Below are 24,433 nucleotides of genomic sequence, written 5' to 3'. Positions count from 1 at the left end.
TCACCGCACACCTTCGGGGGGAACCCGCCCATGTGGCACAACACCTACTTCGTCGTCCCCGCCGTCCTGCTGGTGGCGGCCTCGCTCTACGCGTCCCGGACCAAGCAGCGGGTCGGCCACGTCCCGCGCGTCCAGGGCCTGCCGGGCCGCGGCCTGCCGCTGATGGACACCGCCTTCCTGTCCGGCGGCCCCGGCCGGGTCTTCGACACCGCCCTGATCCGGATGCACCTCTCCGAGCGGGCCGTGATCAGCCGCGCCGGCCTGGTCACCCTCACCGGGCACAAGCCGTACGACGCCGTCGACCAGGCCGTCCTGGACGCCGTCGGCCCGGGCCGCAGCCGTGAACTCGCCCCGCTGCGCCGGGCCGTGATGCGCTCCGCCGCCGTGCAGGAGATCGGCGACCGGCTCGCCGACCGCGGCCTGATGCGCCACCCCGAGCGGCTGCGGCGGGCCCGCACCGCCCGGCGGCTGCTCTGGCTCGCGCTGCTCGGCGTCGCCGTCTCGACCGTCCTCGCCTACGTGCTGGACGACGGCGGCGCCGGCTCCGACCGCCCCGCGCCGTGGGTCCCGGTGGTGCTCCTGGTCTTCGGCGTGATCAGCCTGCTCGTCACCTGGCCGGCCAAGGGCCGGATCACCCCGGCCGGGCGGCGCCAGCTCTCCCTGATGAAGGTCGGCACGCCGTGGACGCCGAGCGCCGGCCTGTCGCCGAAGATGACCGGCGGCGCGCTGCTGGGCGCCCTCGCGCTCGGCGGGCTGGCCGCCGCCGGGCTGGAGGACGACGAGCTGCAGTCCGCGATGCTGGCCGCGGCCGCCCAGGACGAGGCGATGAAGTCGGCCGCCGCGAGCTCCTACGCCTCCTCCTCGACGGGCTCCTCCAGCAGCTTTCCCCCCAGCTCGTGCAGCTCGTCCGGGTCCTCCTGCGGGGGCTCCACGGCCTGGTGCGGCTCCTCGCACTCCGGCTCCTCCGGCTGCGGGGGAAGCAGCAGCAGCTGCGGATCCTCGTCCTCCAGCTGCGGCTCCGGCTCCAGCAGTTGCGGCTCCTCCTCGTCGAGCTGCGGGTCGTCCTCCTCCAGTTGCGGGTCGTCCTCGTCGAGCTGCGGTGGCGGCGGCGGCTGCGGCTCCTGACGTCACAGTTCGGTATCGCGGTCCGGGAAGCCGTTCCCCGCGCCGTCGGCCCAGGCATACAACAAGCCCATGTGGTTGCTGTTCCTGATACCGGCGTGCGTCGCGGCGGTCCTCTCGTGTCTCCGGCTCGTCCGGACGACCGCCACCGCCGACGCCCTGGCCGAGGCGGACGGCCTGCGCCCGCCCGAGGCCGTCGGGATCGGGCTGTACGAGACGGCCTACCTGGCGGGCGGCCCGGACCGGGTGGTCGAACTCGCCCTCGTCCTGATGGCCGGCCGGGGCCGGCTGCACCTGGCCCACACCGGCTGGACCACGGTGGTCGACCCCCGGGGCCGCAGCCGCCTGGAGCGCGCGGTCATCGTCACCGTCGGCCCCGACGGCCAGTGCCGCACCGACGGGCTGCGCCGGTCGATGGCCGAGCACCCGACCGTCCTGGAGATCGGCGCCAGGCTCTCGCTGGCAGGCCTGGCCACCCCGGCCATGGTCCAGCGCAGCACCGTCCTGGTGGTCCGGCAGGTGCGGCACGCACTGCTGCTGACGCTCCTCCTGCTGGCCGCCGCGCTGACCCTCACCGGCTTCACCGGCGGTGACACCGTCGCCCCGCTCGCCTGGTTCTCGCTGCCGCTGGTGCTCACCTCGGGCACCCTGCTGATGGCCCGGGTCGACGTCTACCCCTACACCCGCTGGGCGTCCCCGGTCGGCCAGGAGGTGCTGCGCGAGGTCCGCCCGGCCCGCCAGCACGGCCTCGCCGACGACGAGGAGCGCGAACTGCTCACCGCCGTCGCCATGAACGGCCCCGCCGTCCTCCCCGACCCCCGCCTGCGCGCCGCCCTCCGCCCCCACCGGACGTGACACGCGGAACGGGGCCCGCCGAAGCGGACCCCGTTCACCGATCCCGCGGAACTCAGGCCAGGCCGTTGAGCAGCTCGCTGAGCGGCTTGCGGCGGCCGGTGAAGAACGGCACCTCCTCGCGGACGTGCAGCCGGGCCCGGGAGGGGCGCAGGTCGCGCATCAGGTCGACGATGCGGTGCAGCTCGTCCGCCTCGAAGGCGAGCAGCCACTCGTAGTCGCCGAGCGCGAACGAGGCCACCGTGTTGGCCCGCACGTCCGGGTAGCCGCGGGCCATCTGGCCGTGCTCGGCGAGCATCGCGCGCCGCTCGGCGTCCGGCAGCAGGTACCACTCGTAGGAGCGGACGAACGGGTACACGCAGACGTAGTCGCGCGCGCGCTCGTCGGCGAGGAACGCCGGGATGTGCGACTTGTTGAACTCGGCGGGGCGGTGCAGCGCCATGTTGGACCAGACCGGCTCCAGCTGGCGGCCCAGGCCGGTGCGGCGGAAGCGGTTGTACGCCTCCTGCAGGTCGTCCGAGTCCTCGGCGTGCCACCAGACCATGAGGTCGGCGTCCGCGCGCAGACCGGACACGTCGTACGTGCCGCGCACCGTCACGTCCTTCGCGGCCAGCTGGGCGAACAGCTCGTCGACCTCGGCGGCCAGCGCCGTGCGGTCCTCGGGCAGCGTGCCCTTGAGCTTGAACACCGACCACATGGTGTAGCGGATGACCTGGTTCAGGTCGCGCGCCTTCTTCTTCTCGGGCTGCTGCTCCGGCTGCCGCTCAACGGTCTCAGTCATGCGCCCATTGTCCTCTCCGTGGAACCTTCCCCGGTTGCCGGGGTCAACAGTTTGTCGAGGGCCGCCACCGCGGCGGCCGCCGAGCCGATGCAGGCCGGAATGCCGACCCCGTCGTACGCGGCGCCGCACAGCGCCAGCCCCCCCACCCCGGCGGCCGCCGCCCGGACCCGGGCCACCCGGTCCAGGTGGCCCACCGGGTACTGCGGCAGGCCCGCCCGGAAGCGCGAGACGGCGGTGTCGTACGGCCGGGCGGTCAGGCCGATCGCCTCCCGGAGGTCCGCCAGCGACCGGGCCACCAGCTCCTCGTCCGGCAGCTCCAGCGCCTCCTCCTCGCGGTAACGGCCCAGCGAGGTGCGCAGCAGGAACGCGTCCGGGGCGGAACGCTCCAGCCAGCCCCACTTGTTGGAGGAGAAGGTCGACGCCTTGATCCGCCGCCCGTCCACCGGCGGCACCAGGAACCCGCTGCCGGCCGGCAGCTCCGCCAGGTCGGCCCGGCGGAACGCCAGGGTCACCAGCGCCATGCCCGCGTACTCGACGGCGTCCAGCTCGGCGGCGGCCGCCGGCGCGTCCGCGCGCAGCAGCCGGGCCGCGGCCGGCGCCGGGACGGCCAGCACCACGGCGTCCGCGTGCAGCACCTCGCCGTCGCCGGTCACCACCCGCCAGCCCCCGGGGGTGCGGCGCAGCCCGTCCACCGACGTACCGGTGCGCAGGTCCACGCCCGCCTTCCGGCAGGCGGCGGCGACGGCCTCCGGCAGGGTGCCGAGCCCGCCGCGCAGGCCCTGGAACACCGGGGTGCCGACCACCTTCGGCCGCGAGGCCAGCTCGTGCACCCCGTCGACCAGGGAGCCGCCGCCCCGCGCGATCGCCAGCAGCTGCGGCACGGCGGCGCGCAGCGAGATCTCCTCGGCCCGCCCGGCGTAGACGCCGCCCAGCAGCGGCTCGACCAGCCGGTCCACCACCTCCTGGCCCAGCCGGTCGGCGACGTAGCGGCCGATCGCCACGTCGTCCCCGACCTCGGTGGCGCCCTCGTGCCGGGCCCGCTCCAGCCCCTCGGCGGTGAGCACCCCGGAGGCCGCCAGCGCGTCCAGATCGCCCGGGACGCCCATCACCTGCCCGCCCGGCAGCGGGCGCAGCGCGCCCCGCGTCCAGATCGAGGCCTTCGCGGTGGTCGGCGGCTCCAGCTCCTCGCCCAGCCCGACCGCCCGCACCAGCTCCACCGCCTCCGGCCGCCGCGCGAGCATCGACTCGGCCCCCAGGTCCACCCGGACCCCGCCGACCTCGCCGCCCCGCAGCTTCCCGCCGACCCGCTCCGACGCCTCCAGCAGCGTCACCCGCGCCCGCACCGGCCCCCCGGCGGCCCCGCTCAGAAAAGCGGCCGCAGCCAGCCCCGCGATCCCACCACCGACGACGACGACCTGTGCATCCGACATGCCTCGCAGTCTCGCAGGTCTTTACACCGGGCCCTCAATCCGCTGCACGCCGCCCGGCCGGCACCAGCGCGTCCAGATCGATCGTGATCGGGAACGGCACCGGGCGTTCGAGCTTGCCGCGGAAGATCCCGGCCGGGACGTAGGAGGACGTCGCCGGCTCCAGCTCGAAGACGTGCACGACCGGCAGGCCGTCCTCCTCCTCGACGATCCAGTAGTGCGGGATCCCGGCCTCGGCGTACTTGCGGACCTTGACCGTACGGTCGCGGTGCGCGGACTCCGGGGAGACGACCTCGACCACGAGCGCCACGTCAGCGACGGCGAACCAGGTACGGCCGGTGGCGTACTCCGCCGTGGCAACCACCACATCCGGCTCCGGCCGGTTCCACCGGTCAAGCTTGACCGTCATCTGGTCCTCGGCCATCGTCCCGTCCGGCGCCAGCACCTCCAGCGCAGCGGTCAGGTTTCGCACGACCCTGCCGTGAAACGAACGCTGCGGAGACATCATGAAGACCAGTGCTCCATCGATCAGTTCGGTGTGCCGCGGCGCCTGCGGCAGGTGGTCGAGGTCATCGGCGAACCAGCCCTCCTCTCTGGGCGCGTACATCCAGTCCGGCAGCTCGCTCATGCTCCCAAGATAGCGAGTTCCGAGGCCCTGCGAGCCGCTGCCTAGGCTGTGTGCTATGGAACCGATCGTGGTGAGTGCGTGTCTGGCCGGGGTGCCGTGCCGGTACGACGGGCGGGCGAAGACCTCGCCGGACGTGGTGGAGCTGGTCGAGGCGGGGCGGGCGGTGGTGGTGTGCCCGGAGGGGGCCGGCGGGCTGCCGACCCCGCGCCCGCCGGCGGAGATCGTCGGCGGGGACGGCGCGGACGTGCTGGACGGCCGGGCCCGGGTGATGGACGCGACGGGCGCGGACTGTACGGCGGAGTTCGTGGCCGGCGCCCGGGCGGCGCTGGCGGCGGCCGAGGCCGCGGGAGCGCGGCGGGCGGTGCTGATGGCGCGCAGCCCGTCCTGCGGCTGCGGGCGGGTGTACGACGGGACGTTCACCGGGGAGCTGCGCCCCGGGGACGGGGTGACGGCGGCGCTGCTGCGGCGGGCGGGCATCGAGGTTGTCCGGTCCGCTGCCGAGCTGTGATCGAGTCGCGACCTTCCGGCGGGGTCCGCTCGGGGCGTTCCTTCGTCCAATGGGGAGATCTCACAGCGGACTTGGGGAGGGCTTCGGAATGGGGAGACGGGCAGGGGCGGGGGCGCTGGCGGTAGCGACCGCGGGCGTGCTGCTGGTCGGGGCGTGCAGCGCCGGCGGTGCGGGCCGGGCGGGGGAGGCGGCGAAGGCGGACGCCGTCGCCCCGGCGGCACCGGCGGCCGCGCCGAGCGCCGCCGGGACGGCGCCGGCGGCGGGGGCGAGCGCCCAGCCGGTCGCGGACAACCGGTTGATCGCGTACACCGCGCAGTTGACGCTGCGGACCGGGGATGTCGCCCAGGTGCTGGCGAAGGCCCGGGAGTTGACGGCGGCCGCGGGCGGCTACGTCGGCGCCGAGTCGGTCTCCGGCGCGGTGGAGGGCGGGCCGGGGAGCACGGCGGGGGGCGAGGCGGGGGGCCAGCTGACGCTGAGGATCCCCTCCGCCGCCTACCAGCAGACGCTGGACCAGCTGGCCGCGCTGGGCCAGGTGGTGTCCCGCAGGAGCCAGGCGGACGACCTGACCCAGCAGGTCGCGGACGTGGCGAGCCGGGTGCAGACCCAGCAGGCGAGCGTGGAGCGGGTGCGGGCGCTGATGGGGCAGGCGAAGTCGCTGAGCGAGGTGACCACGCTGGAGGCCGAGTTGAGCCGCCGGGAGGCCGACCTGGAGTCGCTGCAGAAGCAGCAGAAGGAGCTGGCCGGCAAGACCTCACTCTCGACCGTCACGCTGGACGTGCGCCGTGCGGCCGCCTCGCCGACGCCCACCCCGGGACCGCCGAAGGGCGGCGGCGAGGGCTTCGGGGCGTCGGTCGGCTCCGCGCTGGGCGGCGGCTGGCACGTGCTGGTGGCGATCGTGCGCGCCCTGGCGGTGGGGCTCGCGGCGGTGGCTCCGTTCCTGCTGGTGCTGGGCGTCCCCGCGGCGCTGGTGTACCGGCTGTGGCGCCGGCGCCGCCCGGCGGCCGCGCTGCCCCCGGAGTCCGGGCCGCAGGAAGGTCCCGCGGAGGACTGAGCGACGACCGGGCGAGGACCGGGCGAGGACTGGAACACGGCGGGCCCCCTCCCGGTCGGGAGGGGGCCCGCCGCCGGGGTCAGCGGGCGCTGGCCTCGTGGACGAAGGCGACGAGGCGGGAGAGGGCGTCCGGGTCCATGGACGGCAGGACGCCGTGGCCGAGGTTGAAGATGTGGCCGCTGGTGCCGAGGGCCTGGGCGGCGTGCAGCACCTCGCGGGCCTTGGTCTCGACGACCTTGGTGGGGGCGAACAGCACGGCCGGGTCGAGGTTGCCCTGGAGGCCCTTGCCGGGGCCGACGCGCTCGGCCGCGACGTTCAGCGGCACCCGCCAGTCGACGCCGACGATGTCCGCGCCGGCCTGGCCCATCAGGCCGAGGAGCTCGCCGGTGCCGACGCCGAAGTGGATCCGCGGCACGCCGTAGGAGGCGACGGCGTCGAAGACCTTGGTGCTGGACGGCATGACCGAGCGGCGGTAGTCGTCGGGGGCGAGCGAGCCGACCCAGGAGTCGAAGAGCTGGACGGCCGAGGCGCCGGCCTCGATCTGCACCTTCAGGAAGGTGGAGGTGATGTCGGCGAGCCGGTCGACCAGGGCGGCCCAGAGCTCGGGCTGCCCGTACATCATGGCCTTGGTGCGCTCGTGGTTCTTGGACGGGCCGCCCTCGACCAGGTAGCTGGCCAGCGTGTAGGGGGCGCCGGCGAAGCCGATCAGCGGGGTCTCGCCGAGTTCGTCCACCAGCAGGCCGACGGCCTCGGTGATGTAGGGGACGTCGTCGGGCTCCAGCGGGCGCAGCCGCTTGAGGTCCTCGGCGGTGCGGATCGGGTCGGCGATGACCGGGCCGACGTTGGGCTTGATCTCGACGTCGATGCCGACGGCCTTGAGCGGCACCACGATGTCGCTGAAGAAGATCGCCGCGTCCACCTTGTGCCGGCGGACCGGCTGGAGGGTGATCTCCTTGACCAGCTCGGGCCGCATGCAGGACTCCAGCATGGGGATGCCCTCGCGGACCTTCAGGTACTCCGGCAGCGAGCGGCCGGCCTGGCGCATGAACCACACCGGGGTGTGCGGCACGGGCTCGTGCCGGCAGGCGCGCAGGAACGCGGAGTCGTGCGCGGCGCCGCGGCGCGCGGGGGTGGGCCTGCCGTCGGGGGTGGCCGCCGTGGTGTCTGCCGTAGTCTCGCTCACGGTCCAAATCTTCGCATGCGCCTCGGGGCGCTCCTCCCGGGCGGCCTCGTCGGTTCCTCCAAGATCTGGCCGGGTTTGCCGTTCCGGCACGCCGCTCGGACGGAAGTTGCGGCCTTAACCGCGGTTTTCGACCTAGTCTTCGGGTCATGGCAGCGGTCGGCGGGCACCCCGCGCAGGGTGGCGGAGCAGGTGGCGGAACAGGTCGGGAGGGGGCTCCGAGCGAGTTCCGGGCCGCCGTGGAGGCCCTCGACGGAGCACGTCTGCGGCCCGAGATCCAGCTCTCCCCCGCGCCGGCCCCGCGCCGGCTGGCCCCGTACGCGTTCGCGGTGACCGCCTCGGTGGAGGTGGACGGCGAGGAGCTGGCGGACGGCCGGCTGGTGCTGCTGTACGACCCGGCCGGGCAGGAGGCCTGGAACGGGGAGTTCCGGGTGGTGACGATGACCCGGGCGGAGCTGGAGCCGGAGATGGCCGGCGACCCGATGCTCTCGGAGGTCGGCTGGGCCTGGCTGCTGGACTCGCTGCAGGCACACGGGGCCGGGTACGCGGAGCCGTCCGGCACGGTGAGCCACTGCGCCTCGCAGTACTTCGGCGGGCTGGCGGACCGCCCGTCCTCGACCGAGATCGAGATCCGGGCCTCCTGGACGCCGGCCGACGGCCGGTTCGAGCGGCACCTGGCGGCCTGGGGGGACCTGCTGTGCATCAGCGCCGGCCTGCCGCCGGCCGCGCCGGCCCCGCAGGCGCCGGCCGATGTGCCGTCACTCGGTGGGGTGGTCCCGATGCCCGCGCGGCGGCGTCCTCGTTCGCACTGAGGAGTGGCGCCCCGGGCCGGGCGGCCCCGGCCGCCCCGATGCCACCCCCAGGACTGACGGAGTGTGACTTCGAACCCGCTCTGGGTCAATTAACCGGCCGAAACCGACCGATCAGCACCAGATCTGATCGATTTTGTGCGAATTCAGGACGGGTCGCATCACTCATATGCGCGATTTGTCCGTATTGTTACTCACTAGATCGTGATCTTTCGCTAAAGCCGGGCACGGTAGCTGCCGAAGCAGACTGTGACCCTTTCCGAACGCGGAACACTCCGACCGCCCCCTCGGGGTTCCGTCCGCCACTCCCCGCAGGAGGCCTGGTGTCGGTCCTTCTTGAGCACCCCGCAAACGTGGTCGCCTACCGGCCGACCAAGCCCACCGCCATGGTGGTCATCGCCGATCCCCGTGTCCGAAACACCGTCACCCGTCACCTGTGGGCGCTCGGCGTCCGGGACGTGATCGAGGTGTCCTCGATCGCCGAGGCCCGCCCCCGGGTCTCCACTCCGCGCGACATCTGTGTCGCCGACGTACACCTGCCGGACGGCTCCGGCCTGACCATCCTGGCCGAGACCCGCGCCGCGGGCTGGCCCAACGGCCTGGCCCTGTCCGCCGCCGACGACATCGGCGCCGTCCGCAGCGCGCTGGCCGGCGGCGTCAAGGGATACGTCGTCACGGGCACCCGCACCAACGTGGCGATGCCCGGCCGCCCGGGCCTGCCGCTCGGCGCCGCCGGGCTGGCCGGCCGGATGCGCCGCCCCGGCATGCCGGGCATGCCGGGCGCCGTGGGTGCGCCGGGCGCCCACGGACCCCATGGAGCCCCCGGCGCTCCCGGTGCGCCGGGCACGCAGCAGTCCGCCTACCGCGAGCTGTCGGGCCGTGAGGTCGAGGTGCTGCGGCTGGTCGCCGAAGGACAGTCGAACAAGGCGATCGGGGTGGCGATGGGCCTGTCCGCGCTGACCGTCAAGAGCCACCTCGCCCGGATCGCCCGCAAGCTGGGCACCGGCGACCGTGCCGGGATGGTCGCGGTCGCGCTGCGCACCGGCATCATCCACTGAGTCCTCGGACGGCCCCGCCACGGCGGTCGAGGAGGAACGTTTCCTCCTCGGCCGCCGTAGCCGTGCTCCTCGGCCACCGCCCGGGCCCCGTGGCATAGTCACGGACCCGGTCTGACCAGTCCGACAACACTCCCGGCCGCGAGGACCGTCGTACCCTTGGTGGGTGACCGACGCCGTAGCAGCCATCCCAGAAGAAGCAGCCCCGGTCCCGCTCCTCGAACCGAAGGAGGGGATCCCGCCCGTCGTGGCGGACGAGCAGGCGCTGGCCGCCACCGTCGCCGCCTTCGCCGGGGGCACCGGACCGGTCGCCGTCGACGCCGAGCGGGCCTCCGGCTACCGCTACGGGCAGCGCGCGTACCTCATTCAGCTGCGCCGTGCGGGCGCCGGCAGTGCGCTGATCGACCCGATCGCCTGCCCCGACCTCAGCGGCCTGGGCGATGCCCTCGCCGACACCGAATGGGTGGTGCACGCGGCCACCCAGGACCTGCCCTGCCTGGCCGAGGTCGGCATGAGACCCCGGCAGCTGTTCGACACCGAGCTGGCCGGGCGGATCGCCGGCTTCGCCCGGGTCGGCCTCGGGCCGATGACCGAGAGCGTGCTCGGGCTGAGCCTGGCCAAGGAGCACTCCGCGGTCGACTGGTCCACCCGCCCGCTGCCCGAGCCGTGGCTGCGCTACGCCGCTCTGGACGTCGAGGTGCTGGTCGAGCTGCGCGACGCACTCGAACAGGAGCTGGACGCCCAGGGCAAGCTCGGCTGGGCCCTGGAGGAGTTCGCGGCGATCGCCGCCGCACCGCGCCCGGCTCCGCGCACCGACCCGTGGCGCCGCACCTCGCAGCTGCACAAGGTCCGCCGGCGCCGCCAGCTGGCCGTGGTGCGCGAGCTGTGGCTGGCCCGGGACCGGCTGGCGCAGGAGCGCGACGTCTCGCCGGGCCGGGTGCTCTCGGACGCCGCGATCGTCAACGCCGCGCTGGCCATGCCGCTGAACATCGCCGCGCTGCAGGGCGTCCAGGGCTTCGGGCCGCGGGTGCACCGGCGCCAGTTGGAGCAGTGGCTGGCGGCCGTCCAGCGGGGCCGGGAGGTCCCGGAGAACCAGCTGCCGCCGGCCTCCGCGCCGCACGACGGGCCGCCGCCGCCGCGGGCCTGGGCCGAGAAGGACCCGGTGGCCGCCGCCCGGCTGTCCGGGGCGCGCGCCGCGGTCGCGGACCTCGCCGAGCGGCACAACCTGCCGGCCGAGAACCTGATCACCCCGGACCTGGTGCGCCGGGTCTCCTGGGAGCCGCCGGCCGATCCGGCCGCCGAGGGCGTGGCCGCCGCGCTGCGCCGGCTCGGCGCCCGGCAGTGGCAGGTCGACCTGGTGGCGCCGGTGGTGGCCACCGCGTTCGCCGAGGCCGCGGCCGCCCAGGACTGACCTGGAGCGTGTCCGGAGGGGGTGCCGTCCTTGTGACGGTGCCCCCTTCGGCGCATTCGGGGTCCGTCTTTCGAACTCCGCCGGTCGGACGTGTCGCGGGACACACGGGGTGAACCCTCCGTGAGGCCTGGGCAGGTTGGTTACCGACCGGTAGCATGACGGTGAAGCGGCGCCGCTCGGGTCTTCACCGGCGGCAGCCTGCCCACCTCAAATGTTGGTCCCTGGGAGGAGAGCCCCCGTGCCTCGTACCGTGAGGGACGTCGTCTTCGTCGATGGCGTCCGCACCCCGTTCGGCAAGGCCGGCCCGAAGGGCATCTACCACGAGACGCGCGCCGACGACCTGGTCGTCAAGTGCATCCGGGAGCTCGTGCGCCGTAACCCGAACCTGCCCGTCGAGCGCATCGACGAGGTCGCCATCGCGGCCACCACGCAGATCGGCGACCAGGGTCTGACCATCGGGCGCACCGCCGCCCTGCTGTCCGGCCTGCCCAAGTCCGTCCCCGGCTACTCGATCGACCGCATGTGCGCCGGTGCGCTCACGGCCGTGACCGCCACCGCCGGCGGCATCGCCTTCGGCGCGTACGACGTGGTCGTGGCCGGCGGCGTCGAGCACATGGGCCGCCACCCGATGGGCGAGGGCGTCGACCCGAACCCGCGCTTCGTCTCCGAGAAGCTGGTCGACGAGTCCGCCCTGTTCATGGGCATGACGGCGGAGAACCTGCACGACCGGTTCCCGCACCTGACCAAGGAGCGCTGCGACGCCTACGCCGTGCGCTCGCAGGAGAAGGCCGCCAAGGCGTACGCCAACGGCGACATCCAGCCCGACCTGGTGCCGATCTCGATCCGCAACACCAACCCCGAGGTCGGCGAGACCGGCTGGGGCCTGGCCACCGTGGACGAGCCGATGCGCCCGGGCACCACGATGGAGAGCCTGGCCGGCCTGAAGACCCCCTTCCGCCCGCACGGCAACATCACCGCGGGCAACTCGGCCGGCCTCAACGACGGCGCCACCGCCTCGCTGCTGGCCGCCGAGGACGTCGCCGAGGAGCTCGGCCTCCCGGTCAAGATGCGCCTGGTCTCCTACGCCTTCGCCGGCGTGGAGCCCGAGGTCATGGGCATCGGCCCGGTGCCGGCCACCGAGAAGGCGCTGGCCAAGGCCGGTCTGACCATCGACGACATCCAGGCCTTCGAGGTCAACGAGGCCTTCGCCGTCCAGGTGCTGTCCTTCCTCGACCACTACGGCATCGCGGACGACGACGAGCGGGTCAACCCGTACGGCGGCGCGATCGCCTTCGGCCACCCGCTGGCCTCCTCCGGCGTCCGTCTGATGAACCAGCTGGCCCGCCGCTTCGAGCAGCGCCCGGACGTCCGCTACGGCCTCACCACGATGTGCATCGGCTTCGGCATGGGCGGGACCGTCATCTGGGAGAACCCGCACTGGAGCGGAGCGGAAAAGTCGTCCGAGCTCGAGGGTGGTAAGTGAACATGACGAGCACCACTGAGCTGCTGCAGCACGGCGCCGAGCTGTTCCCCGGCGAGGTCGTCACGACCGCGCACGTGCGCCACCTGGACCTGCCGCTGCAGGCCGGCAAGCTGGCCCTGATCACCCTGGACAACGGCTTCGACCACACCAAGCCGACCACCTTCGGCCCGGGCTCGCTGCTGAAGCTGTCCGCCGCGCTGGACCAGGTCGAGGCCGAGGCCGCCGAGGGCAAGGTCGTCGCCGTCGCCGTCACCGGCAAGCCGTTCATCTTCGCGGTCGGCGCCGACCTCAAGGGCGTCGAGCTGCTCCAGGAGCACGCGGACGCGCTGGCCATCGGCAAGGGCGGCCACGAGGTCTTCAAGCGGATCGCCGCGCTGCCCGTCCCCTCCTTCGCCTTCTACAACGGCGCGGCGATGGGCGGCGGCGTCGAGGTCGGCCTGCACGCCACCTACCGCACGGTCAGCGCGGGCGTCCCGGCGTTCTCGCTGCCGGAGGTCTTCCTGGGCCTCGTCCCCGGCTGGGGCGGCTGCACCCTGCTGCCGAACCTGATCGGCCCCTCGAAGGCGATCAAGGTCATCATCGAGAACTCGATGAACCAGAACAAGCAGCTCAAGGGCAAGGACGTGTTCGAGCTGGGGATCGCCGACGCGATCTTCGAGCCGGCCGACTTCCTGGAGCAGTCGCTGCTGTGGGCCGCCAAGGTCCTCAAGGGCGACGTCGTCGTCGAGCGCGAGGAGATCGACCGCGGCAAGGCCTGGGACGACGCCGTCGCCTGGGGCCGCCTGGTCGCCGACGCCAAGGTGCACGGCGCCGCGCCGGCCGCCTACAAGGCGCTGGACATCATCCAGCAGGTCAAGGACTCCGACCTCCAGGCCGGCTTCGACGCCGAGGACGCGGCCTTGGCCGACCTCATCATGAGCGGCGAGCTGCGCAGCGGCATCTACGCCTTCAACCTGGTGCAGCGCCGGGCCAAGCGCCCGGTCGGCGCGCCGGACAAGTCGCTGGCCCGCCAGGTCAACAAGGTCGGCGTCGTCGGCGCCGGTCTGATGGCCTCGCAGCTGGCGCTGCTGTTCGCCCGCCGTCTGGAGGTGCCGGTGGTCCTCACCGACATCGACCAGGAGCGCGTCGACAAGGGCGTCGGCTACGTCCACGCCGAGATCGACAAGCTGCTCGGCAAGGGCCGGATCGGCCAGGACAAGGCCAACCGTCTCAAGGGCCTGGTCAGCGGCTCGCTCGACAAGGCCACCGCCTTCGGCGACGCGGACTTCGTGATCGAGGCCGTGTTCGAGGAGATGGGCGTCAAGCAGACCGTCTTCGCGGACCTGGAGAACGTGGTCTCGCCGACCTGCGTACTGGCGACCAACACCTCCTCGCTGTCGGTCACCGAGATGGCCTCGAAGCTGAAGCACCCCGAGCGGGTCGTCGGCTTCCACTTCTTCAACCCGGTCGCGATCCTGCCGCTGCTGGAGATCGTCCGCGGCGAGCAGACCGACGACGCCTCGCTGGCCACTGCCTTCGGCGTCTCGAAGAAGCTGAAGAAGACCTCGGTGCTGGTCAAGGACGCCCCGGCGTTCGTGGTGAACCGGATCCTGACCCGCTTCATGGGCGAGATCCAGACCATCATCGACGAGGGCACCCCGATCGCCACCGTCGAGAAGGGCGTCGAGCCGCTCGGCCTGCCGATGTCCCCGATCGTGCTGCTGGAGCTGGTCGGCCCGGCCATCGCGCTGCACGTCTCGGAGACCCTGCACGGCGCGTTCCCGGAGCGGTTCGCCGTCTCCGAGAACCTCGGCAAGGTGGTCAAGGCCGGCAAGCGCGGCTTCTACACCTGGGTCGACGGCAAGCAGGTCCTCGACCCCGAGGTGCTGGAGCTGCTGTCCTTCGGCGACACCGTGCTGACCGAGGAGCAGGTCCTGAACCGCTCCCTGGAGGCCGTGGCCCAGGAGATCGGCCTGATGCTGGAGGAGGGTGTCGTCGCCGAGGCGCAGGACATCGACCTCTGCATGATCACCGGCGCCGGCTGGCCCTTCCACCTGGGCGGGATCACCCCGTACCTGGACCGTGAGGGCGTCTCGGAGCGGGTGAACGGCAAGCGCTTCCTCGCCCCCGGCGTGGCCTCGGTGCCCGCGTAACGCGCAGCGCCACCGTACGCCGGAGCCCCGGTGACCTGGACGGTCACCGGGGCTCCGGCGTGTGCGGGGGCGGTCAGCTCTTCTTGAGGCGGTAGACCACGGTGTCGGCGAAGACGCCGACCATCTCGTAGTGGGTGTCCAGCAGGTTCTCGATCCGCGGGACCAGCACCGGCTGGTACGGGGCGATGCCGGAGTCGTCCACCACGACCTCGGGCAGGTTGTCGGCGAGCTCCTTGTCGAAGGTCTGCCAGGCGTTGCTGACGCTGAACTGCTCGCCCACGTTGGCGTTGCCGTCCTTGCCGCCGCTGTAGTTGGTCAGGAAGCCGGCGGTCAGGTAGCGGGTGGCGGGCTTGCGGTCGGCCAGCCAGTACAGCTCGGGGTGCATGCCCCAGACCAGGACGGTGTCCTTGGGGGTGGTCTGGGCGGCGACCGCGGTGGCGACCTCGGTGGTGCGGTTGAGCCGCTCCCCCGGCCAGGCCAGGGCCAGCGCCCAGAAGACCGTCGAGGCGACCGTGGTGTACACCAGGACGGGCTTCCAGCGGACCGCCGAGGTGGCCACCGCCCCGGTGCCCAGCAGCACCAGCGGGGGGATCAGCTGGAGGTAGTAGTGGCCGAAGAAGTGGAAGCCCACGCTGACCGCGACGACCGAGGAGGCCAGCCAGACCCACAGGTCCCCGGTGGAGCCGTGCTCCTCCCCGGCGACGGGCAGCGGCCGGTGGCGGTGCTTGAGCCAGAGCCGGCGCCCGACCGGGAGCAGGAAGCCCAGCCCGGCCGCGACCAGGATGGCCGAGTTGCCGAGCGCGCGGCCGATCATCTGGAGCCAGGCGCCGCCGAAGGAGGCGTAGTCCCCGCTGCCGGTGACCACCCAGAACAGGAAGCCCTTGGGCTTGGTCAGGATGACCGCGACCAGCGCTATCGGCAGGATGAAGCCGAAGCCGATCTTGAACAGGGCGGGCGGCCAGCGCACCCCGCGCCGGCGGGCGTCCTGGAACAGCATCCAGAGCACCGGCAGCAGCACCGCGCCGCCGGTCTGCTTGGTCAGCGAGCAGAGCGCCACCGCGATGCCCGCGGCCAGCCAGCGGCGGCGCTCGGCGTACCGGAACGCGGCCACCATGGCGGGCAGCATGAAGACCTCGAAGGTCGCCGCCTGGGTGTCCTCCGGGGAGAGCCCGATGGAGACCAGCAGGTAGAGCAGCCCCGCGCCGGCCCCGGCCCGGTTGCCCCAGCGGCCGCGGGCGATGGACGCCAGCAGGATCGCGGTGACCAGGTGGGCGCCCACCGCCAGGGTGCGCAGCGGCCACAGCGAGGCGGAGCCGAAGATCGTGAAGCAGGCCTGGTAGAGCCAGGGCAGCAACGGCGGCTTGCGGTCCACCACGGTGTCGTACAGCACTCCGCCGTCGGCCAGCATCCGGGCCTGGGTGGCCAGGAACCCCTCGTCGGGGCTCCAGACGGGCCGGGCGAAGGACGGGATGTGGGTGAGCAGCGCGACCAGCGCGAGCACCGGCACCAGCCTCGTCCAGTACCCGGTCTGCACATGGGTACGGACGCGCTCGGGCAGGCGCTCGGCCAGTCCGGCGAAGCGGAAGCGGGTGGGGGTGGGCACGGATGACAACCTACCGGGCGGGATCGGCGCGGGCGGCGCCGGTCCCGCCTTTCGGTGCGATTGTCAGCTTGTTTCGTGACGAACTGTTACGAAGTTACGACGAACAGTCGTCGGTGGAACGCGTTCCGGGCCCGCTCTCAGGCCTCGACCCGAGCCGCGTCCAGGCTGGCGACCAGGGCCGTCACCTTTCGGGCGATGTCCGGGGCGTTCAGGCCGATCTCGGCCAGGATCTCGTTCCGGCTCGCGTGGTCCAGGAACTCCTGCGGAATCCCGAAGTCGCGCACCGGCAGATCCACGTCCGCGTCGCGCAGCGCCTGCGCCACCGCGGCGCCGACACCGCCCACCCGGCCGTTGTCCTCGATCGTGACGACCACCCGGTGCTCGGCCGCCAGGCCCGGCAGGGCGGCGTCCACCGGCTTGACCCAGCGCGGGTCCACCACGGTGGCGGTGATGCCCTGGGCGGCCAGCAGGTCCGCGACCTCCAGGCTGGTGGCGGCCATCGCGCCGACCGAGACGACCAGCACGTCCGCGCGGTGCGTGCCGCCCGGCTCCTCGGCGGCGCGCAGCACGTCCATGCCGCCGATCCGGCCGACCGCCGGGACGGCCGGGCCGACGGTGCCCTTGGAGTAGCGGACCACGGTCGGGGCGTCCTTGACCTCGACGGCCTCGCGCAGCTGGGCGCGGACCTGGTCGGCGTCGCGCGGGGCGGCCAGCCGCAGGGTCGGGACGATCTGCAGCATCGACATGTCCCACATGCCGTTGTGCGAGGCGCCGTCGTCGCCGGTGACGCCGGCCCGGTCGAGCACGAAGGTGACGCCCAGCTTGTGCAGGGCGACGTCCATCAGGACCTGGTCGAAGGCCCGGTTCAGGAAGGTCGCGTAGACCGCGAAGACCGGGTGCAGGCCGTTGGTGGCCAGGCCGGCGGCGCTGGTGACGGCGTGCTGCTCGGCGATGCCGACGTCGAAGATGCGGTCCGGGAAGGCCTCGGCGAAGGGCGCGAGGCCGACCGGGTGGAGCATGGCGGCGGTGATGCCGACGATGTCGTCCCGCTCGTGGCCGAGCGCGACCATCTCCTCGGCGAAGACCGAGGTCCAGCTCCGGCCGCCGGCGTTCTTGATCGGCAGGCCGGTCTCCGGGTGGATCTTGCCGACCGCGTGGAAGCGGTCCTCGTCGTTGTTCTCCGCGGCGTGGTAGCCGCGGCCCTTCTCGGTGAGGCAGTGCACGATCACCGGGCCGCCGAAGCCGCGCGCCTTGGTCAGCGCGGACTCCAGGGCGGTCAGGTCGTGGCCGTCGATCGGGCCGATGTACTTCAGGCCGAGGTCCTCGAACATGCCCTGCGGGGCGATGAAGTCCTTGAGGCCCTTCTTGGCGCCGTGCAGCGTCTCGAACAGCTGCTGGCCGACCACCGGGGTGCGCTGCAGCGCGTCCTTGCCCCAGGAGAGGAAGCGCTCGTAGCCCTGGGTGGTGCGCAGGGTGGCGAGGTGGTTGGCCAGGCCGCCGATGGTCGGCGAGTAGGAGCGCTCGTTGTCGTTGACGACGATGACCAGCGGGCGGTCCTTCGCGTCGGCGATGTTGTTGAGCGCCTCCCAGGCCATGCCGCCGGTGAGCGCGCCGTCGCCGATGACCGCGACGACCGGGTCCGGCTTGCCGAGGATCTTGTTGGCCTTGGCCAGGCCGTCGGCGTAGGAGAGCACGGTGGAGGCGTGCGAGTTCTCGATCACGTCGTGCTCGGACTCGGCGCGGGACGGGTAGCCGGACAGGCCGCCCTTCATCCGCAGCATCGAGAAGTCCTGGCGGCCGGTGAGCAGCTTGTGGACGTAGCTCTGGTGGCCGGTGTCGAAGAGGATGCGGTCGCGCGGCGAGTCGAAGACCCGGTGCAGCGCGATGGTGAGCTCCACCACGCCGAGGTTGGGGCCGAGGTGGCCGCCCGTCTTGGCGACCTCGGTCACCAGGAAGGTCCGGATCTCCTGGGCCAGTGCGGCCAGCTGTCCCGGCGTGAGCCGGTCGAGATCACGCGGTCCCCGAATGCGGGTCAGCAGGGCCACCCGTTCCTCCTCGTTCAGTGTTCGCGGACCGCGGGCGGTCCGACGGGCGTCGCTGCCCGGTCTGGCGGCGGGCCGGCGGTCGCGGCCGGTGCCGACCGGTCGAGTCTAATGTCCGCTTGCCGGACGCCGAGCGGCGCGCCCGGTGCCACCGACCCGTTACCGCCATTCCCGGAGGTCGGCCCGGGGGTCGCGCGTCACCCTGGATTGACGAATGGGCGTTCGAGAACGACCCGGGCCGCGGCGGCTCAGCCGCGCCCCAGCGCCCCGGACTCCCCCATCTCGCTCATCACCAGGGCCAGCGCGCCGAGCACCTCGGCCCGGCCGCCCAGCGTGCCGGGGACCACCGAGAGCTGGCGGGCGGCGCTCGGGATGGCGTAGCGGGCCACCGAGTCGCGGATCGGGGAGAGCACCAGCTCACCGGCCTCGGCGAGGTCGCCGCCGAGGATCACCCGGCGCGGGTTGAGCAGGTTGCACAGGGTGGCGACGCCGGTGCCGATCTGCCGGCCGGCGTCGGCGATCACCCGGCGGCAGCCGAGGTCACCCCGATGGGCCAGCTCGACCACCCGGGGCAGGGTGAGGTCCGGGCCGAGGGTCGGGGTCAGCAGGGAGAGCAGGTAGCGGGAGCCCACGAAGGTCTCCAGGCAGCCGCGGTTGCCGCAGCGGCAGACCGGCCCGGCCTCGTCCAGGGTGATGTGCCCGATCTCACCGGCGGTGCCGCCCGGCCCACGGTAGATCTGGCCGTTGACCACCAGTCCGGCGCCGACCCCGCTGGCGACCTTGATGTACGCGAGGTCGCTCAGCCCCCGCCCGGCCCCCCAGACCAGTTCGCCGAGCGCGCCCAGGTTGGCGTCGTTGTCCACGTGCACCGGCATGCCGAGCCGTTCGGCCAGCTCCCGGCCCGGGGCGATGCCCGTCCAGCCGGGCAGGATCGCGGTGGAACCCAGCGCGCCGGTCTCCACGTCGATCGGGCCGGGCACGCCGAGGCCGACGCCGATCACCTTCTCCGGGCGGAACCCGGCCTGCCGGAGCAGCCGTTCCACCATCGCCTCGGCCCGGTCGAAGCCCTGCGCCGCGGAGACGTCCACGTCGATCGGGGCGCTCTCCTCGGCGAGCACCCGGTGCGCGAGGTTGCCGACCGCGACCCGCAGGTGGGTGTGGCCGAAGTCGATGCCCACCACGATGCCCGCGTCCCCGCTGAGCGAGACGCTGCGCGCCCGCCGGCCGCCGGAGGAGGTGTCGGCGACCACGACGGTGCCGCTCTCCTTCAACTCCCGCACGATGTTGGAGACGGTGGCCGCGGACAGGCCGGTGCCGCGGGCGATCTCGGCCTGGGTCAGCGAACCGGCCGTCCGCACCGCGCGCAGCACCCGCTCCAGGTTCGCCCGGTGCAAGGACGACTGCGAGCCCGGTGTGTCCGTCGACATGATCCACCCTCCCAGGGCGGGGACCCCTCCGCCGGGACGTCCCCTTCAACTCCTGAAGGGTAGGGCCTGTGCCGCGGATCGGCGCTGATCGGGCCGGGACGGGGCGACGGGGACCGGCGGCGGGCCCGGGAGCGGCGGGGAAAAGTGGCGGGGGAGGTGGCGGGGGAACGGACGGAAACGGGCCGACGGAGTCCTGGGTTCGACCGAAAATCACCCGCCACTAGCATGGTGCCCTATCTCACGCGTCCCCCCGGACCGCGGTGCGGTATCGGCAGGGGGGCGCTTCCAGGAATGACGGGGAATCAGATGGCAGGGGATCACCCTACGCCGGGGGCAGGCGCAGTGCCGGGCAGCGGCCCGCAGGACAATCGGGGCGTCTCGTTCGGGCGCCCGCCCGGTGGCGTGGATCCGGCCGCCGTGGCGGACCAGGTGACACAGCTCGACGGCGCGGCGATCCCGGGCCCGGCCTCGCCCGCCGGGCCGCCGCCGGCCCAGCCGCCGGCTCCGCCCGCGCAGCCGCCCGTGCAGCCGCCCGCCGCCGGTGCCGGCTACCAGCCGTACGCGCCCACCGCGCCCGCCTTCCCCGGCCAGGCTCCGCCGCCGCCGGCCGGTGCGCCGGTCGGCCCGTACGACCCGATGCCCGGTGGCGCCTACGGCGCGCCGGACGGCGGGCAGGCCTACGGCGCCGGCTACGGGTACCCGCAGCAGCAGCCCGGGTACTACCCGGGTGCGCCGATGCCCCCCGCGCCCAAGCAGCGCAACCCCGTGATGCTGTGGGGCGGGATCATCGGCGGCGTCCTGGCGATCGCCATCGTCGCCGGGCTGGTCGTGCTCCTCAAGGGCAACGACCCCGACCCCACGCCGAACGCCGGCTCCGGCGGCACCACCACGTCCGGTGGCACCACGTCCGGAGGCACCACGTCCGGAGGCACCGTCACCAACGCCCCGACCGCCGACAGCACCAGCGGCAGCACCACCGGTGGCAACACCGGCGGGGCCGGCTACAACATCGCCTGGAACGCCGCCAAGGCCGCCAACGCGGACAGCGGCTCGCAGCTGCTCGGCATCTGGGGCAGCGACAAGGTCGCGGTGCGCGCCGACAGCACCGGCATCCGGGCGTTCAACACCTCCGACGGCAAGGAGGCCTGGAACATCCCGGTCCCGGCCGGCAGCAAGGAGGTGTGCACCGCCTCCTACTCGGCCAACTCGAAGAACATCGCCGCCGTCTCCTTCAACACCGGTGACAGCGACTGCTCCACCATCGGCGCCGTCGACGTCGGCCAGGGCAAGCTGCTCTGGAGCGTCAAGGTCTCCACCGACCGGATGTCCTCGCCGACGCTCAGCGTCACCGACAAGGTGGTCGCCATCGGCGGCAACGTGGTCGGCGGCCTGAACATCGACAACGGCTCGGCGGCCTGGCAGTTCCAGCCGCGCGACAAGAACTGCAGCCTCTACGGCCGCGCGGCCGGCAGCCAGATCGCGGTCAGCGACCGCTGCTACGGCAACTCCGGCCCGAAGTCGCAGCTGGTCATCGTGGACGCCGACAGCGGCAAGGCCGCCAGCACGCCGATCCCCCTCACCGGCAGCATCGAGCGGATCGACAAGGTCGTCCAGGACCAGCCGCTGGTGCTGCTGATGAGCAGCGGCCCCAACGGCGACTACATCCTGCCGTTCGACCAGGGCAACAAGCCCGGCAACCAGATGTCGGTCAAGGAGCCCGGAGCGGACAGCCTGCGGCTGTCCGGCCAGTCCGACGCCTACAGCCAGAACGTGGTCAGCGGCACCACCCTGTACGCCCAGATCACCGGCGCCAAGTCGGCCGTCAACGCGTACGACCTGACCACCGGCAAGCGGATCTGGTCCGCCGCCAGCGCCACGTCCAACCAGGACATCCGGCTGGTGTCCGGCACCGACAAGGACGGCAAGGTGCGCGCCATCGTCAGCCAGGGCTACAACAAGCCCGCCCGGCTGGTGACGCTCTCGCCGGCCGACGGCTCGATGACCGACCTCGGCACCATGGCCATGCCCAACGGCCTGGACATCGGGATGAGCATGTCCGAGTACGTCCTCTCCAACGACGGCAGCGCCGTGTACGCCTTCCGCCGCGGCAGCTCCGACGCGCCGCTGACCAAGTGGAAGAAGTGACACCGAGGGGCTGAGCACTCCTCGAACACGGGCCCTCGGGGCTCGTCCTGGCGGGGCGGGAACGGGCGATCTGTCCGGGCCCGCCCCGCCTGCGATTATTCCGGGAGCCCGTCCGTTGGGTCATGGGAGGATTCGCCCCATCAGCCTGACGAAGGAGTGCAGCGAGTGCCCGGCACCAACCTGACCCGCGAGGAGGCCCGCACCCGGGCCGACCTCCTCCACGTGGACGCGTACGACATCGAGCTCGACCTGAGTTCGGCCCGCGAAGGAGGCACCTTCCGGTCCACCACCGTGGTCCGGTTCACGGCCACGACCCCCGGCGCGGACACGTTCATCGACCTCGTCGCGCCGAGCGTCGAGGAGATCACCCTCAACGGCGCGCCGCTCGACCCGGAGAGCTTCGCCGACAGCCGGATCCCGCTGCCGAACCTGGCCGCCGAGAACGAGCTGCGCGTCGTCGCCAACTGCGCCTACACCAACACCGGTGAGGGCCTGCACCGGTTCGTCGACCCGGTCGACGGCGAGACCTACCTGTACACCCAGTTCGAGGTGCCGGACGCCCGCCGCGTCTTCGCCTCCTTCGAACAGCCCGACCTGAAGGCCGCGTTCGCGTTCACCGTGACCGCCCCCACCGGCTGGGTCGTGGTCTCCAACTCGCCCACCCCGACCCCGGTCGGCGAGGGCGCCTCGCAGGTCTGGACGTTCGAGCCCACCGGCCGGATCTCCACCTACATCACCGCGCTCGTCGCCGGCCCGTACGTCGGCGTCTTCGACACCTACGAGAACGGCGCGCAGAAGGTGCCGCTGGGCGTCTACTGCCGCCCCTCGCTGCGCGAGTTCCTGGACGCCGAGGACATCTTCGCCGTCACCAAGCAGGGCTTCGACTACTTCCAGGAGAAGTTCGACTTCCCCTACCCGTTCGCCAAGTACGACCAGCTGTTCGTCCCGGAGTTCAACGCCGGCGCGATGGAGAACGCGGGCGCCGTCACCCTGCGCGACCAGTACGTGTTCCGCTCCAAGGTCACCGACGCCGCCTACGAGGCCCGCGCGGCGACGATCCTGCACGAGCTCGCCCACATGTGGTTCGGCGACCTCGTCACCATGGAGTGGTGGAACGACCTCTGGCTCAACGAGTCCTTCGCCACCTTCGCCGAGGCCGTCTGCCAGGCCGAGGCCCCCGGCTCCAAGTGGCCGCACTCCTGGACCACGTTCGCCAACCAGATGAAGACCTGGGCCTACCGGCAGGACCAACTGCCCTCCACCCACCCGATCATGGCGGACATCAACGACCTGGAGGACGTCCAGGTCAACTTCGACGGCATCACCTACGCCAAGGGCGCCTCGGTGCTCAAGCAACTGGTGGCGTACGTCGGCCAGGACGCCTTCTTCCAGGGCGTGCAGGCCTACTTCAAGCGCCACGCCTGGGGCAACACCCGGCTCACCGACCTGCTCGGGGCCCTGGAGGAGGCCAGCGGCCGCGACCTGCGGACCTGGTCCCAGGCCTGGCTGGAGACCGCCGGCATCAACGTGCTGCGGCCCGCCATCACGCTGAACACCGACGGCGAGATCGAGTCCTTCGCCGTCCTCCAGGAGGCCCCCGCGCTGCCCGCCGGCGCCAAGGGCGAGGCCGTGCTGCGCCCGCACCGCATCGCCATCGGCCTGTACGAGCTCGCCGACGGCGCGCTGGTGCGCACCGACCGGATCGAGCTCGACGTCGACGGCCCGCGCACCGAGGTGCCCGAGCTCGTCGGCCGGCACCGCCCGGCCGTCGTGCTGCTCAACGACGACGACCTCTCGTACGCCAAGATCCGGCTCGACGAGGACTCGATGGCCGTCGTCACCGAGCACCTCGGCGGCTTCACCGAGTCGCTGCCGCGCGCCCTGTGCTGGGCCTCCGCCTGGGACATGACCCGCGACGGCGAACTCGCCGCCCGCGACTACCTGGCGCTCGCCCTCTCCGGCATCGGGCGGGAGAGCGACATCGGCGTCGTGCAGTCCGTGCAGCGCCAGGTCCGGCTCGCCCTCGACGCCTACACCGACCCCGACTGGCGCGAGCAGGGCCTCGCCCAGTGGGCCGCCGCCGCCGAGGAGCACCTGCGCGCCGCCGAGCCCGGCAGCGACCACCAGCTCTCCTGGGCCCGCACCCTCGCCTCCGTCGCCCGCACCGACGGGCAGCTCGGCCTGCTCGCCGGCCTGCTCGACGGCACCGCCGAGATCAAGGGCCTCGCCGTCGACACCGAGCTGCGCTGGACCCTGCTCACCCGGCTCTGCGCCACCGGGCGCGCCGACGAGGCCGCCGTGACGGCCGAGCTGGCCCGCGACAACACCGCGGCCGGCCAGGAGCACGCCGCCACCTGCCGCGCCGCCCGGCCCACCGCCGAGGCCAAGGCCGAGGCCTGGACCGCCGTCGTCGAGTCGGACACCCTCACCAACTACGTCCAGGAAGCGACCATCGCGGGCTTCCAGCAGTCCGACCAGCAGGAGCTGCTCGCGCCGTACGCGGCGAAGTACTTCGCCGCCGTCAAGGAGGTCTGGGAGACCCGCAGCCACGAGATCTCGCAGCAGATCATCGGCGGGCTGTACCCGGCCCTGCAGGTCACGCAGGCCACCGTGGACGCGACCGACGCTTGGCTGGCCGAGGCCGAGCCGGCCCCGGCGCTGCGGCGCCAGGTCGTCGAGGCCCGGGCCGGGATCGAGCGCGCGCTCAAGGCCCAGGCGGTCGACCGGGCGGCGGGTGCCGGGCGCTGACCTGCCTGACCTGCTGAGGCGTCTGTCAG

The 24,433-nt window shown here is 73.0% G+C and carries 18 protein-coding genes; 11 read left to right on the top strand and 7 right to left on the bottom strand.

Annotated elements, in window-relative coordinates; genetic code table 11:
* Nucleotides 1-30: 30 nt before the first annotated feature.
* The gene (locus OG556_RS24185) at nucleotides 31-1,125 is read left to right on the top strand and encodes a TIGR04222 domain-containing membrane protein (RefSeq protein WP_371519230.1); all 1,095 of its coding nucleotides are present in this window, start codon (nucleotides 31-33) and stop codon (nucleotides 1,123-1,125) included.
* Nucleotides 1,126-1,194: 69 nt separating this feature from the next.
* Nucleotides 1,195-1,977, top strand: a complete 783-nt coding sequence (locus OG556_RS24180) for a TIGR04222 domain-containing membrane protein (protein WP_371519228.1) — start codon at nucleotides 1,195-1,197, stop codon at nucleotides 1,975-1,977.
* A gap of 52 nt (nucleotides 1,978-2,029) precedes the next feature.
* On the opposite strand, the gene hemQ is transcribed toward OG556_RS24180, so the two are convergent.
* Genes hemQ through OG556_RS24165 form a run of 3 tightly spaced genes read right to left on the bottom strand, consistent with a single transcriptional unit; the run spans nucleotide 2,030 to nucleotide 4,810 of the window.
* A complete protein-coding gene (hemQ, locus tag OG556_RS24175) occupies nucleotides 2,030-2,755 on the bottom strand; it encodes a hydrogen peroxide-dependent heme synthase (RefSeq protein WP_371519226.1) in 726 nt (241 codons plus the stop codon).
* Nucleotides 2,752-4,185 (bottom strand): protoporphyrinogen oxidase, encoded by a 1,434-nt coding sequence (gene hemG, locus OG556_RS24170; RefSeq protein WP_371519224.1) that lies wholly within the window; start codon nucleotides 4,183-4,185, stop codon nucleotides 2,752-2,754. Before hemG ends, hemQ begins: the two co-directional genes overlap by 4 nt.
* Before the next feature lie 34 nt (nucleotides 4,186-4,219).
* Complete coding sequence (locus OG556_RS24165; RefSeq protein ID WP_371519222.1) at nucleotides 4,220-4,810, bottom strand: Uma2 family endonuclease; 591 nt, start codon at nucleotides 4,808-4,810, stop codon at nucleotides 4,220-4,222.
* Between the two features lie 55 nt (nucleotides 4,811-4,865).
* Between OG556_RS24165 and OG556_RS24160 the strand changes: the two genes are divergently transcribed.
* Together OG556_RS24160 and OG556_RS24155 are read left to right on the top strand one after the other, a co-directional pair.
* Nucleotides 4,866-5,318 (top strand): DUF523 domain-containing protein, encoded by a 453-nt coding sequence (locus tag OG556_RS24160; protein ID WP_371519221.1) that lies wholly within the window; start codon nucleotides 4,866-4,868, stop codon nucleotides 5,316-5,318.
* 88 nt (nucleotides 5,319-5,406) lie between these two features.
* Nucleotides 5,407-6,369, top strand: coding sequence for a DUF4349 domain-containing protein (locus OG556_RS24155; protein WP_371519219.1), 963 nt, complete (start codon nucleotides 5,407-5,409; stop codon nucleotides 6,367-6,369).
* A 79-nt stretch (nucleotides 6,370-6,448) separates the two neighbouring features.
* Here the strand turns inward: OG556_RS24155 and hemE are convergent, their stop codons facing one another.
* Complete coding sequence (hemE, locus tag OG556_RS24150; protein WP_371519217.1) at nucleotides 6,449-7,552, bottom strand: uroporphyrinogen decarboxylase; 1,104 nt, start codon at nucleotides 7,550-7,552, stop codon at nucleotides 6,449-6,451.
* Between the two features lie 146 nt (nucleotides 7,553-7,698).
* On the opposite strand from hemE, the gene OG556_RS24145 reads away from it, so the two are divergent.
* The 5 genes from OG556_RS24145 to OG556_RS24125 all read left to right on the top strand — a co-directional run bounded on the left by OG556_RS24145 (nucleotide 7,699) and on the right by OG556_RS24125 (nucleotide 14,439).
* Nucleotides 7,699-8,361: a DUF3000 domain-containing protein gene (locus OG556_RS24145; protein ID WP_363368843.1), complete on the top strand. Its 663-nt coding sequence runs from the start codon at nucleotides 7,699-7,701 to the stop codon at nucleotides 8,359-8,361.
* A gap of 320 nt (nucleotides 8,362-8,681) precedes the next feature.
* Nucleotides 8,682-9,416, top strand: a complete 735-nt coding sequence (locus OG556_RS24140; RefSeq protein WP_371519216.1) for a LuxR C-terminal-related transcriptional regulator — start codon at nucleotides 8,682-8,684, stop codon at nucleotides 9,414-9,416.
* A 163-nt stretch (nucleotides 9,417-9,579) separates the two neighbouring features.
* Nucleotides 9,580-10,824 carry a ribonuclease D gene (locus tag OG556_RS24135; protein ID WP_371519214.1) on the top strand — a complete coding sequence of 415 codons (1,245 nt, stop codon included), beginning with the start codon at nucleotides 9,580-9,582 and terminating at the stop codon, nucleotides 10,822-10,824.
* A 238-nt stretch (nucleotides 10,825-11,062) separates the two neighbouring features.
* Entirely contained in the window at nucleotides 11,063-12,307 is a 1,245-nt protein-coding gene (locus OG556_RS24130) for an acetyl-CoA C-acyltransferase (RefSeq protein WP_363580382.1), read from the top strand.
* 2 nt (nucleotides 12,308-12,309) lie between these two features.
* On the top strand, nucleotides 12,310-14,439 hold the full coding sequence (locus OG556_RS24125; protein WP_371519212.1) for a 3-hydroxyacyl-CoA dehydrogenase NAD-binding domain-containing protein: 2,130 nt from the start codon (nucleotides 12,310-12,312) through the stop codon (nucleotides 14,437-14,439).
* Nucleotides 14,440-14,512: 73 nt separating this feature from the next.
* Here OG556_RS24125 and OG556_RS24120 read toward each other — a convergent pair whose 3' ends face one another.
* The 3 genes from OG556_RS24120 to OG556_RS24110 form a co-directional block, all read right to left on the bottom strand.
* Complete coding sequence (locus OG556_RS24120) at nucleotides 14,513-16,042, bottom strand: ArnT family glycosyltransferase (protein WP_371519210.1); 1,530 nt, start codon at nucleotides 16,040-16,042, stop codon at nucleotides 14,513-14,515.
* Nucleotides 16,043-16,179: 137 nt separating this feature from the next.
* Nucleotides 16,180-18,087, bottom strand: coding sequence for a 1-deoxy-D-xylulose-5-phosphate synthase (gene dxs, locus OG556_RS24115; RefSeq protein WP_371519208.1), 1,908 nt, complete (start codon nucleotides 18,085-18,087; stop codon nucleotides 16,180-16,182).
* Nucleotides 18,088-18,332: 245 nt separating this feature from the next.
* Nucleotides 18,333-19,511: an ROK family transcriptional regulator gene (locus OG556_RS24110; RefSeq protein ID WP_363618753.1), complete on the bottom strand. Its 1,179-nt coding sequence runs from the start codon at nucleotides 19,509-19,511 to the stop codon at nucleotides 18,333-18,335.
* Between the two features lie 417 nt (nucleotides 19,512-19,928).
* Between OG556_RS24110 and OG556_RS24105 the strand changes: the two genes are divergently transcribed.
* A complete protein-coding gene (locus tag OG556_RS24105; RefSeq protein WP_371519206.1) occupies nucleotides 19,929-21,656 on the top strand; it encodes a PQQ-binding-like beta-propeller repeat protein in 1,728 nt (575 codons plus the stop codon).
* Nucleotides 21,657-21,821: 165 nt separating this feature from the next.
* Nucleotides 21,822-24,404 carry an aminopeptidase N gene (gene pepN, locus OG556_RS24100; RefSeq protein WP_371519204.1) on the top strand — a complete coding sequence of 861 codons (2,583 nt, stop codon included), beginning with the start codon at nucleotides 21,822-21,824 and terminating at the stop codon, nucleotides 24,402-24,404.
* The last annotated feature ends 29 nt before the right edge of the window (nucleotides 24,405-24,433 follow it).

The organism is Kitasatospora sp. NBC_01300, from assembly GCF_041435235.1.
In the GTDB taxonomy this organism is placed as follows: Bacteria; Actinomycetota; Actinomycetes; order Streptomycetales; family Streptomycetaceae; genus Kitasatospora.
Note: the sequence above shows the minus strand (reverse complement) of the source record. Positions and strands in the feature narration are given on the sequence as shown.